Origin of the sequence: Polaribacter glomeratus (genome assembly GCF_002954665.1) — a bacterium.
Classification (GTDB): Bacteria; Bacteroidota; Bacteroidia; order Flavobacteriales; family Flavobacteriaceae; genus Polaribacter; species Polaribacter glomeratus.
The window spans coordinates 866,795-879,819 of the sequence record NZ_MSCM01000002.1 but is presented as its reverse complement, the minus strand read 5'-3'; the positions used below and the strand labels follow the sequence as shown (position 1 = coordinate 879,819).

At 31.1% G+C, this 13,025-nt stretch carries 10 protein-coding genes; all 10 read right to left on the bottom strand.

Annotated features, from left to right (window positions below; translation table 11 throughout):
• Positions 1-17: 17 nt before the first annotated feature.
• Entirely contained in the window at positions 18-1,232 is a 1,215-nt protein-coding gene (locus BTO16_RS13935; protein ID WP_105022273.1) for a glycosyltransferase, read from the bottom strand.
• A 6-nt stretch (positions 1,233-1,238) separates the two neighbouring features.
• A complete protein-coding gene (locus BTO16_RS13930; protein ID WP_105022272.1) occupies positions 1,239-2,399 on the bottom strand; it encodes a glycosyltransferase family 4 protein in 1,161 nt (386 codons plus the stop codon).
• 11 nt (positions 2,400-2,410) lie between these two features.
• On the bottom strand, positions 2,411-3,487 hold the full coding sequence (locus tag BTO16_RS13925; RefSeq protein ID WP_105022271.1) for an acyltransferase family protein: 1,077 nt from the start codon (positions 3,485-3,487) through the stop codon (positions 2,411-2,413).
• 28 nt (positions 3,488-3,515) lie between these two features.
• The gene (locus BTO16_RS13920; RefSeq protein WP_211298239.1) at positions 3,516-4,718 is read right to left on the bottom strand and encodes a glycosyltransferase; all 1,203 of its coding nucleotides are present in this window, start codon (positions 4,716-4,718) and stop codon (positions 3,516-3,518) included.
• Between the two features lie 56 nt (positions 4,719-4,774).
• Positions 4,775-5,719 (bottom strand): phosphoribosyltransferase, encoded by a 945-nt coding sequence (locus BTO16_RS13915; RefSeq protein WP_105022269.1) that lies wholly within the window; start codon positions 5,717-5,719, stop codon positions 4,775-4,777.
• A gap of 72 nt (positions 5,720-5,791) precedes the next feature.
• Positions 5,792-7,267: an O-antigen ligase family protein gene (locus BTO16_RS13910; protein WP_105022268.1), complete on the bottom strand. Its 1,476-nt coding sequence runs from the start codon at positions 7,265-7,267 to the stop codon at positions 5,792-5,794.
• A gap of 18 nt (positions 7,268-7,285) precedes the next feature.
• On the bottom strand, positions 7,286-8,644 hold the full coding sequence (locus BTO16_RS13905) for a lipopolysaccharide biosynthesis protein (protein WP_105022267.1): 1,359 nt from the start codon (positions 8,642-8,644) through the stop codon (positions 7,286-7,288).
• 9 nt (positions 8,645-8,653) lie between these two features.
• Positions 8,654-10,939: a GumC family protein gene (locus BTO16_RS13900; RefSeq protein WP_146105411.1), complete on the bottom strand. Its 2,286-nt coding sequence runs from the start codon at positions 10,937-10,939 to the stop codon at positions 8,654-8,656.
• Between the two features lie 100 nt (positions 10,940-11,039).
• Positions 11,040-11,789: a TolC family protein gene (locus BTO16_RS13895; RefSeq protein ID WP_105022265.1), complete on the bottom strand. Its 750-nt coding sequence runs from the start codon at positions 11,787-11,789 to the stop codon at positions 11,040-11,042.
• A gap of 18 nt (positions 11,790-11,807) precedes the next feature.
• Positions 11,808-13,007 carry a sugar transferase gene (locus BTO16_RS13890; RefSeq protein WP_105022264.1) on the bottom strand — a complete coding sequence of 400 codons (1,200 nt, stop codon included), beginning with the start codon at positions 13,005-13,007 and terminating at the stop codon, positions 11,808-11,810.
• Positions 13,008-13,025 lie beyond the last annotated feature (18 nt).

Below are 13,025 nucleotides of genomic sequence, written 5' to 3'. Positions count from 1 at the left end.
AATTAATTAATAACATCTTAGCCAGTCTTCGTGCTGTCTTTGGATGATTTAAGGATAGCATCATAAATAGCTTTTACATTATTTGTCCAAGTATGGCTTTTTGCATATTCTATTCTTGCTTTAATTCGATCGTTTGTATTTTCTGCAATTGCTTTGTCAATTAAAGTAACATAATCTTCTTTCGTATCCGCTAAATACACATGTTCTTTAAACATTTCCATCGTTTTGGTGTTGGTAGCCACAATAGGTTTTCCCATGGCTAAATACTCATCTATTTTTCTAGGATAATTCCCAATCGTTAAATTATTTTTTAACTGCGGATTTGTAGTAACATCAAACCCCTTTACGTAATTTGGAAGTTCAAAAGCATCTTTTCTTCCCAAAAAATAAACGTTAGACATATTATGTAAATTAGAATTTTTGAAGCCCTCATCTTCGGGCCCTACTAAAACAATGCTCCAATCTTTCTTTTGTTCTGCAACATGCTCTAACAATTCGATATCTAAACGCAGTGTGGTTAAGAATCCCAAATAACCAAAAACTGGTGATGGTATGTTTTTAAACTCTTCTGGAATTGCAATAGTACCCTCTTCGTCATTAAACAAAGACACATCACATCCTTGGCCAACCATATAACTATGCGGATTGTATTGTCTGCAAAAATCTTCAAAAAACTCTGAATTGGTTAAAACCACATCTGCATTTTTTACAACTTGTGGCTCAATACGCTCGCCATGTTTTCCCCAATATGGCACTTTCACCAAGTAATCTCGCATATAATATGCGTAGGTTTCTGGCTGTAAAAGTGCTTTTAAATGCAATCCTAAAAACATAGAACTATCATTAAAAAGAATCACATTTTTAAAACCTAATTTAGCACTTGCCGCTTTTATATCATTTGCGTAACCAACAGCATTTCTTTTATTTAGTACTTTAAACAACGTATGAATTGGAACCCAATTAATAGATTCTACTAAGGTTTTTGGATATAAATTCCATAAATTTTCACCTATTTCAACTAAACTTTCTTCCTCACCATTTTTTATTCGTATTCTTTTTTGAATGGTTTCTTTGTGCTTTTGGTCTCGCATAACAGAACGAACCATTGGCGGATTTACATAAATAACACGATTGTTTTTAGAAAACTCTAAGGCTATATTTTTACAATTACTACCTATTTCAATATCCCAAGCTTGGATGCCAACTACGATAATGTCTTTACCTTTTATCATGATCTATTATTTTTTTGAATGTGCTGAGTAAATTAATTCATATTGTTTCAAATATGCTTTTGCCATATTGTTCCAAGAAAATTGTTTGCTGCGCTCTAAACCTTTTTCACAAAGTAATTTTCTATAAGCATCATCATTTAAAATTTTAATAATCCCTTGTGTAATTTCTTCGGATTTAAAAGGATCTACAATATGCGCTGCATCGCCTGCAACTTCTGGCATTGAAGATGTATTTGAAGTAATAACTGGCACATTACAAGACATTGCTTCTAACATTGGGATTCCAAAACTTTCTCGAAGCGAAGGATATAAAAAGACATCGCATTGCGCATATATTGCGGGTAAATCTGTATTTACAACATAACCTGTTAAAACGATATTATCGATTAGGTTTGTGTCGTTAATTTCAGCTAAAAGTTTATTGAGTTCAATTTTATCATAATCGAGCATTACCAATTTATGATTTGAACCCGTTTGCTTTAAAAAGTCTGAAAAAGCTTTTAGAGTTCCAATAGTGTTTTTTTTAGGATCTGTATTTCCCAAAAAAAAGAAATATGTATCGGGTAAATTGTATTTTTCTTTTACTCGTTTTAACTCATCAGAATTCGTTACCGGTTTAAAATGCTCACTTACGCCGTTATAAATAGCATCCAACTTATCATCGCCTTTAATTCCAAAGAATTCTCCTATTCTGTTTTTCTCAAAATGAGAAACCGTAATTACTTTTTTACTGTTTTTTACAACGCGAGGCACCACAAGTTTTCGGTAAATATTTCCAAATTTTTGATAAGTACTCGCACTACTTTTTAATATTTGCAGATAACTACTTTCCATATAAATAATATCATGTAAAATGGTAATTAAAGGAATATCTGTAAAAAATGGCGCGGTATTACTTGTACAATGTAAAATATCGCAACCATATTGTTTTGCTGCCTTTGGCAATGCTATTTGTTCCCAAGTAGGATAAGGCCCACCATTTAATTCTATGATTTTAAAATTTGATGTTTCTTGAAGCACAGCACTGTCTTCATCTGGTTTTACAAAGATGAAGTATTCATTTTTATGGTCTATAAGTTGAAGGTTTTTAATAAGTTCCAAAGCAACCATGTCCATGCCATGTTTCTTTTTACGAAAAATTCTTTGTGCTTCTATAGCTATTTTCATAATAAATTGTTTTAAACATTAATTAAGAAATAACTCCGTAGTCGTTTTCTAATTTGACCATAAATAACTACCTCAATCAGATAGGAAAAAAGGAACATTAGAAGAATGTAGAGAGTATATTCAATTATTTTATTGTTGATAAAACCTAGATATGATGCTTCAATAACTAGATAATGATGAGAAATATAAATTCCGTAAGAAAAAGGAGCCAAATACTTAAAAACCCCAAATAGTTGATTAAAACCAAACCAATTTAACTTGTTCCAAATAATGCCAGCAAACATTGCCAAAAAAGCAAAAACAAAATGTCTTAATTGAATAAACGGATATGCGACCAAAGGATAATCGTACTCTTTCGTAGCCTCAAAATTAATGTAAAAATTGATTCCTAAAATAGCAATGATCGCCATTAAAACATAACTGTACATTTTTATCGATTTAAAAGTATAAACTTCTCCTTTAAGGTAAATATCTGCAAACCGAACACCAATCCACCAAATTGCAAAATACATTACAATTCTATTTAAAATAAATGGATATATCAAATAAGAAATTGCGGCTACTATAGTCAAAACATTTACCCAAGTATTAAGTTTAGATTGCGGTATTTTTTTTGATAAAAGTAAAAAGAGCATATAAAACCACCATTCGTAAGAAAGTGACCAAAGCACGCCATTGCTCATATAAACAGGAGAAATTACATTTGGTTTTAATGAAATTACATCTTGTAACATAAAGAAATTACCCAAAAGTGTTCTCCATTCAGGATCTGCTAAACCTCCTTCTGTGTAGCTTTTTATAACATAGGCTAATAGAAAAATAAAGAAAAGCGGAATATAAATTCTTAAAAACCGTCGTAAAAAATATTTTTTAAAGGACTTATCTGCTGATTTTTCCCAAGAGTATTTGATAACAAAACCACTTAGAATAAAAAACATAATTACCGCCTCTGAGCCAAAACGAAAAATAAAGCCCACATTGATGCCCAAAAACATTATTTCTTGTGGTAACATATGAAAAAACACGACATATAATGCGGAAAATCCTCTTATAGCTTCTAGTTTTTGTAGCTTATTATTATTCTTCATTCGTTCTTGTTAGGGGGATTTTAAATATTTATTTAGAACTTATTTCATCTGAATTTGAGGTATGTTGTGTGTGGATAAATGTCTTATTTGCACCTTTTATTTTAAGTAGAGACAATAGCATTGTAAACATCCCTTTTGGTAAACTCGTTAAAGCTCCTAAGGTTTTTGAATTGTAAAATGATCTTGGTACCGAAAAAACAAATGATAAGATACAAGTTACCAATAAAACAACCCAATAAATAACATATAGATTTTGATTCTCTAAAAAGTAATTGGCTAGAACAAAAACAAAACTAAAAAGTAGTACTGCTCCTAATAATAATATTCTTGGTGGCTGTATAAATTGAATGGCTTTGTCAAAATAATCTACATTTCCTTTTAGAACTAAATCTTTAAGCGCGCTTAAAAAATCTTTTCTAAAATAATGAAACTGCGCAGATAACCAACGTCTTCGCTGGTTCCCAAACACCTCTGCTTTTTGAATTTTTTCATCAAACACAAGCGCATCATCTAAATAAACAATTTTACGCCCTTCTTTTAACATTTTGAGTTCAATCTCTTTATCAAATCCGCCAATAGCTGTTACGGTTGACATCAATGATTTAAAATAATTATATCTAAAAGCCATTCCAGAGCCAATAATTGCAGATGAAAGTCCTAAAACTCTGTGCCCTTTTCTGAATATATTATTGTTGATTTCCTCGCTAATTGCATCCAATATCGCCCAAGAATTATTTGTGTTTTTTGCTGTACGATGTCCTTGAACAGCAATAAAATCATGCTCGAATGCTGCATTTATTTTCTTTAAAAAATCTGGTGCCATCACATTATCCGCATCTAAAACTACGGCAATATCATATGCTCTGGTTAAAGCAGCCATTGCTTTATTTAAAGCTTTAGATTTTGTGCTCTTATCAAAACTTACTTCAATTAATTTAATAGGTAATGCTTTTAAAGCCGCTAAAGTTTCTTCTTTAAAAGAATCGGCAATAATAACTACATCATAAAGCGTTGAAGAATAGTCTTGCTCTAAAGCTAATTTTGCAACTTCAATAATAACTTGATCTTCTTTATAACCAGGCACAAGAACAGCAATTGTTTTCATGTTGCCGTTATCTGCATATATTTTCTGTTTGTAAAAAAGGCTTGCTATCGAAAATATAAAAATATACAGCGTTGCTAAACCCAATAAGGTTAGCAGAATGATTTGTATGATATTAAATAGAAACATAGTAAATATTTAGAATTAAAAAACTATTTGAAATATGATAGATTTATTTTCTGATGCTATCCCTTTATTATTTTCCTTAGTTTATTTCTCACTTTTAATGCAAATTCTCTTAAAAAAGGAAGGTGTTTTCCACTTTTAAGGTTGTACATAAATGATTCTGATTCAAATATCATTTCAAAATTTGCAGTACATAAAACTGGTTTTTTTGATATTCTATTAATTTCAATTGCTTGATTTAATTCGCTTTCAATAAATAACACATAAGGTTTAGACATGTAGGCACTCGCTTTATGACCGCCATGGTTATTTGCTTTTTGTCTGGCTGCCATATCTGGTAAATCTAGCATTACTAAATCATTATATTTTATATGGTTCGCTTCTAACCAAATTACAGTTTCTTTTCTATATTTTTCTAGTCGAGAAGTTACTATTGTACCTATTTTACTACCAGGAATAAATAATGGTGGTGCGTTTAAAATAAAATCGATGTACTTTTCTCCGTCATCATTTTGCTCTGGTAAAGGATCGGCACATAAAACGCCATCAATATCAAAACAAGCTTTTTCTAAAGTTGTATGATTCAATATATTCCATTGAAAATATCTTGGCAAAGGCACCAATTCAAAGAAATAGTCTACCATTTTCTCTTTGCCAGGAACTACATAAATAGCGCAATATTTTAAATCGAACTTACCCTCAAGATGTTTTAAACTTTCTTTAACCTCAATCATAGCAGAACCAGAGGCAATACTATCTTCTACCACTAAAACTTTTTTATGTGCTCCTGGTTCAAAAAACTGACTTCTTGCACCTGCTTTATAAATATGACCATTTAAGAAGGAATCAATATCCGTATACGGCCTATTAAGATATAGCGATAATAAATTTGCCGGAAGCATTCCGCTTCTTGGAACACCAACTATTAAATCAAAATCTCTAGGAATAATGCTTAATCTTTGAAGTATTATGTTATTTAAATCTTTTATGTTTCTGTAATTCATGGTGATTTATTTAGGGATTTATATGATAGCTATTCTATTTTAAATACTGTTTAAATGTATTTTATATTATTTTTATGTTGAAATTAATGGTGTTTGGTTTCGGTATTCAGGATCTTCGAAAATTTCTGGATTTGACATCAGTGCCATCGAAGCATAAATTAATAATGCGGTTGGCATACCACCTAATATTGCGTTTCCATAAGAAGCTAACATAACGCCAGCCATTCCAGAAATTAATGCGCTCATTTTAAATTTTGTTATGGGGTCTCGAATTACGAACATTACTTTATAAGTTGCTTTTCCCATCACATAAAATAAAACAATTAAATGAAGTGTTAAGCCAATAATACCTAATTCTGCCCATATTAAAACATACCAACTATCGGTTGCTACATTAGATAGAAATGCGTTTGGTAAAAAGCGCTGGGCTTTATCACCTGCATGACCAATACCACCGCCAAAAGGTCTAGAAGCAAGATATCCTTTTAAAATTTTTTGATTATCGAGTCTTACTTTTAATGAAGGTTCGTTTGGGTCAAAGGCGCTTCGCATTCTTCTTACTTGATCGTTTCCGTTAGCGATCATTGTAAACTTAAAAAACACAAAGATCACCGCAACAAATAGTACACCTACACTAAGTATTTTTACGTTTTTTCTTAGCACAAAAAAGGTCATAAAACCAGCAAAAGGAACTGCGATAGATCCTCGAGTACCAGATATCATCATGCCATATAAACCTAATATACCCACTGTTAAAAAGAAAATTTTTGCAAATCCTTTTTTGGCCATCGAGTATATGATAAACACAACACCAGCGTATCCTTGGTTTCCACCAAATTGACCCGCATCACTAAAAAATGAAAAAACCCTTAATTTTCCAAATAGTATATGCGTTTCTGCGCCTCCGTTGTCTAACCAAGCTTGCTCTGCATAATCTACTCCAAAAAGCATTTGTATGGTTCCTTTAAATGTTGCTAGCAAAGAAAATGCTCCCCAAAAATATAGAAATGCATCTAATTTTTTATTGTTGTCAATGAGCAAAAAAGTAAGGATTACAAAGAAAAAGAAATAGAAACCTATGCCTCTACCAGCAATCCAAGGTTCTATCATTCTAGCTTCTGGATTAACCAATTGAAATATGCAATACCCCAACCAGATAGCTGCTAAAATTGTAATATCCTTATTGGCTGGAGACCAATCTACCCGTTCTCTAAATCTAGAAAAAATAATTGCTAAAAAGGTTAAAACCATGATGCCATCGATAGCAAAACCCAACGGCAAACCTTGAACGTATCTTCCTATTCCTAGAATAACAAAATTTAAACCAATTGCTGTAAAAAATCCAATAATTGGATTCGTAAATAAAAGATATAGATAAACTGCTCCAAAAATTAGCGCAAATAAAATACCCACGCCGGCAACTTGTAATTTTGCAAGTATAAGTGCTACAAGTAAGATTCCTCCTAACAACAACAAAAGTCCCTTTGGTTTTGCTAAACCAGCAGAACCTGATATTTTATCAAAAGGATTTGTATTATTTGTAGTCAATTTATTTATTTTAAGCGATTATGTAAAACGATTATTAGTTACTTTATTAAAAAGATTTTTATAGAAAGTAATTCCACTAGAAAAAATTTCTTTGTAAGAAAGTGTTAATTCTTTGTTTAAGAAATACATACCCATCCAAATACCAATTATCGTAAATGCGATAGATGCGACTGCCACAAGAATTAAAGATTTAAAAACAAAAATTGCTATAAAATCTCCTATAACGTTTGCAGCTACCATTACAAATACTTTTATGGCATTTATATTTGGCTTGTTAATACTGTCTAGCCCAATACCTGTCATTCTATCGATTGGTAATAAAAGACCGTAAATTGAAAATACACGAACAATATCAACCACATTAAAACCTGTAATTGGGTCAACGACTAAATATTGCTGCCCGGAAAGAATTAAAACTAAATACTCTGCAAATACAAACGTGAACAAACTCATGATCACAAATAAATAGGTAAGTGCTCCTGAATATGTGTAAAATAAATCTCTTACCTCTTGTACTTTTCCTTGCACGCTTGCTTTAGACATTTTTGGAAATGCGGTAGCAACAAAACTTCGTAAAGGAATTTGTTGTAATTCAGTTAGTTTTAAAGGTATACTATAAAGTGCCACGGCAGCATTTCCCATAGGGCTTAAACTTATAATTAAAGTATCTGCACTTCTTAATAAGTTTGTCCCTATTAAAGTAAACGTGGTATATTTTCCGAAATCTAGTAATGTTTTATTGGTTTTTCCCGTTGCTTTTGTAATCAATTTTGTGCCATCCCAACCCAAAATTATAGTAATAAGAGAAGTAAACGCGTTTATAATAACTAAAGCAATAACTAGTTGATTTAACTGCATTTCGATAAAAAAGAAATTAAACAAAATTACCATAAAAAACAGCCCACTATTTATTGATTTTACAATTAATATTTTACCATATTTTCTGTCTGCCTGCAAAACAACCAACGCATTATTCCATGGAAGATTAAAAAAAGCTAATAATGGATACCATTTAAAAAACAAATTATACCCAGAGTTACTAATTGCATCATTAAAAAAAGTGTAGCACGAAACCAAAATAACTGCTATTAAAATTGTTGCTCCTAAACCAATTAAAGCATTTGATCCTATTAATTTATCTCTAGAGTCTTTGTCTGCACCAGATAAAAAACGTATTAGGCCAGTATTTGTAATACCAAATCGAAACATTTCTACAAAAGAACCACCTGTTATAAATAAAACCCATTCACCAAAAACATCTAACGTTAAACTTCTTGCTAACAAGGCAAAACCACTAATACCTAAAATTGCAATAACAAGGTTTCCTGTTAAAGACAAAAAATTATCCTCCCGAACTATTTTTTTAAGCATTTTCATTTTTGACTATTAAATTTTATTTTTTGAAAAAAACTGAAACTTGAACATCGATTTTACTTTTTCTCTTAACTTAGAACGATTTTTTGGTAAATCTCCTAATACAGATTCTATCTCATTTATGTTAACTCCGTTTACCAGTATATTAAGTTTTGAGGCACAAGCTTCTCTTAGATTAGCTACTGCAGACTCGTCTGAATCTGACCAAATTCTGTTAGAACGACAAACGAGTAGATCCAAATCGGCATTTATAATTAGTTCTGCTGGGTAATTATGATAGATAATTGCAGGCAGTTCTATGATTACAAAATCTGGTATAAAATCTAGTAAAATATTGTTTGATTCTAAAATATCGGTATAACTTTTTGCATCATAAAACTTATTATTCATCTTATAAACCTTATTTTCTGATGGTTTAAGATACGAAGACACATCCGCTAAAAAAGGATTGTCAAAATCTATACGAGAATCTGGATAGCGTAATATTTTATTTAAAATGGGCGAACTTTGTTTTTGATTAATTGATTCTTGTTTGTCATTATAATTTAACAGCAATACCTTTTTACCATCTTTTTTTAATGTCTTTGCAATATTGCCAGCTATAACCGTTTTACCTTCTAATTTTTGAGTACTAAATACAATAATTGTTTTTGGATTTTGATTTGCCTTTTGCTCGCCAAAATATTGTAATATATTTTGTGTAATGATTTCTATAACTCTGTTTTGAATAAAAGGTAAATTAATATTGCCAGGATCTAGTATTATTTTGGGCATCATTCCTAAAGATGGAAAGCCTGTTTTTTTAGTTGCACGGATAGAATTTTTAAGTGTATCGTCAAAATATTCCATCACAAAAATAATTCCTAAAGTGATAATGCCTCCTAAAAATGCAGCCGCAATAATTAGTATAGATCTTTTTGTTGGGTTTGGTGATAAAGGAAAATAAGGTGTGTCAATGGTTTTTAAATTAGATGACATTTCACTGTCTTGCAGTTTTAACTTTGCTAAATTTAATCCATGAAGAATCTCTAAATAACCTTGCTCTGCAACAGAAATCTCTCGCTCCAATCTTTTCATGTTGGCGCCTGCAGGCGCATATTCTGCGTATACTTCTTGAAAATCGTTGTTCTGACCATTTATAACTCTAATCTGTGCTTTCAAATTTTCAGATTCAACCACGTTATTCATCCAGTCTGGAAGTACTTTGGAAACGGGCAAACCATCTATTGAGTTTTGATATGTATACAATTCATCAACCCCTTTTTTAATTTCATCAATTAATAACTGCGACTGATTTTTTAAAGTTGTAATTTTTTCAATATCCGCTGCCCCATTTCTAGATTCAATTTCGGCTTGTGTTAAACCAATTTTAAAATTTAAATCGCCTAATTCTTTCTTTTTACCAAGAATGGTATTACTCTTTTGCTGTATAATTTCTTGAATGCGTAATTTTTCTTCTAGTTTTTTGGTTCCTGCTTCAACACCTGCTAATTCTGCAGTAATCTTCTTGTAATTCACCATCATATCTTCCTTAACTACAGCAACTGCTTTACTTTGTTCGTAGTAATTTATAATATTAGAGCTCTTACTAAATTCAAGAAGTCTGTCTTCTGCTTCTTTTAAATTCTCTCTGGCCTTAAAGAGTTCATTTTCAAAATATTTAACAACGGCATCAGATCTATTTTCTTTTATATGTTTATAATTAATAATACAAACTTGGTTATAAATAGCAAGCGTTTGCTGACAAATACCCGGGTCATTAACAGTGTAACTTAACTTAATTAAATCGCTACTATTTATTCTTTGAGCTTTTATACCAGAAATAGCTTTCAAGGAATAATGGTCATCTTCATCATAATTTAGCAACTCATATACAAAATTGGTATTGCTACTTTTCATTAAAGAAGTTAAATTTAAAACTGTTTGCTCATAATCTTTTCTATTTATTGACTCTGGAAACGGGGTAAGTTCAGCATCACTTTCTTGTACAGAATTATTGACTGTTGTGTTACCTTTTGCTACATATTTGTATAAGTCTTTTGGAATTTTTTTCTGAAATTCATCAAAAAGTTCTTTCGATATAAATTTAGAGTTTGCTTCTGGTAACATTAAGTGCTGTGCTAACAATCTAATTGCTACTTCCTCTTGAGTTTCTCTTGAGTTTATGATGTTTATTAAATTATCGAATGCAGTGTTTGTAGCTTGATAATTAAAGGTCTTATCCATTTCAATAGATGAACCTGTTGCAAGACCAGTATATAGTAAAGTTTCTGAAGAATACTCGAAAGATGGGTTCATTGTAAGTACAATAACCATAGTGCCAAGAAGCAACGGAACTAGTATTAACAATACCAGGTGCTTTAAAATTAATCTCACAAAATCAACTATAGTCATCTTCTTAATTTGAAAGTGTTAAGCCAAATACAAATCCAGCCATGTCTTCTAACAACTGTTTAGCTGTAATAAATTCAGACATTGCTTTTTCGTAATCTGCTTCCATATTTGCAGTCATACCATTTATCCTAACATATTCTGATATTGGTACAACGCCATTTCTAAATTCTTTTTCAACCATTTCCATATTCACTCTACCATCGCCCAAACTTCTTGATCTTATTTGAAACAATTTCTGCTTTAATATTAAATCTTGATAAAGTCTTATAACGGTTTGCCTTATTTCTTCCTTTGTAAATTCGGCCATACTTACAGCTTCTTCTACTTCTAACTTTGCTAGTTTTAGTTGATGCTTTCTATTTAAAACATCAAAAACCGGAAATTTCAAATAAAACCCTATACTATAATTAAACTGCTTGGCAGTTGTTAAAGCTGCTGTATTAGAAACACCATCGTTATTGGTAGCAAAATTACTTAAGTTACCATATCTAGAATCTCCTTGAATCCCTACGTTTCTGGTCCAATATATGCGCTCTGATGCTAATGTCGATTCTACAACTCCAATATGATGCTTTCTAAAACTAAGCATAGCGCTTCGTTTTATAGCAGAATCTATAACAACTTGAAGTGGCGGAAATTTAAACTCAATCGCTTTTGATGAATTATCTTCAAATTCTGATGTTTGAGCTTGAATACTGTTACAACAAATAACAGTTAAGCACAAAATTGATAATACATATAAAAACTTGTTCATTTTATTTGGGCTATAAATTTATACGCTGTCAGATTGAAATAATGCAGGTATTGTTCTTAAAATAAGTTTAATATCATACCAAAAAGAATAATTATCACCAACAAACTGGTCTGCATATTCATTATCTAATCGCATTCTTTCTTCTTCAGACATTTTGCCCCCTTTACCTCTTAGCTCTACTTGCCATAAACCTGTAATTCCTGGAGGTGCTAAAAATCGTTTAGATAAATCATCACCAGTTAATAGTTCTGCCTCATAAACTGGTAAAGGTCTGTTACCTACAATAGACATATCTCCTTTTAAAACATTTATTAACTGTGGCAATTCATCAATACTCGTATTTCTAATAAATTTACCAACTTTAGTAATTCTTGGATCATCAACAATTTTTACAAATGTTGAGTTGTTTTTTGCTGCTTCTCGTTTTTGAACATTAAACCAATAATCACATATTTGATGTGTATCGATATGCATAATAGGTGAACAAGTCTCGCCGTGTGGCAAAATAGTACATCTTGGACACGGAGTACCTATCGTACTATCTTCAGAATTTACTTCTTCTTTTTTATATTGATTTTTTTCTGCGGCTAGTTTTTTAAGTAATTCGTCAGATCCTGTTCGCATAGATCTTAGTTTATAAAAGTCGAATGTTTTTCTACCAACACGTTTTGATATATAATAAACTTTTCCTTTAGACTCTAGTCGTATTGCTAAAAGAATAATAAGTAAAAATGGAGATGCAACCAAAAGCACTGAAAATGCAACCAAAATATCAAAAATACGTTTTGAAACAGGCATTTTATACCCTTCTTCTTTAACTCTTGGAGTTTCTACTTTACCCTTTACCCTTTTGTGTGTGCATAAAAATTCTACACGCATTAAAATATCAGTTGATTTGGTAACAGACGGTACATAAAAATCATCAATTTGCTTTTTAAATGCAGCTTTATATACATCAACATTAAACTCTCTTGAAAGTAGTATAAACGGAATAGCATCGTATCTAGCCTGCGCTCTAATCCAATCATAGAAAAATATACCATTGTTTCCTGGTATATTATAATCGCAAATTATAGCATCTATATTTTTAGTAGCTTCTAGATATTTTGTAGCCTTAATACTATTTTCTAAGGAAGTTATAGACCAGTTTTCATAATCATCTAGCTCAAAGTAGTTTACTAAACTACCAATGTATAAAATATTCTTATTTGAAATCATTTACGTACTCTTATTAAG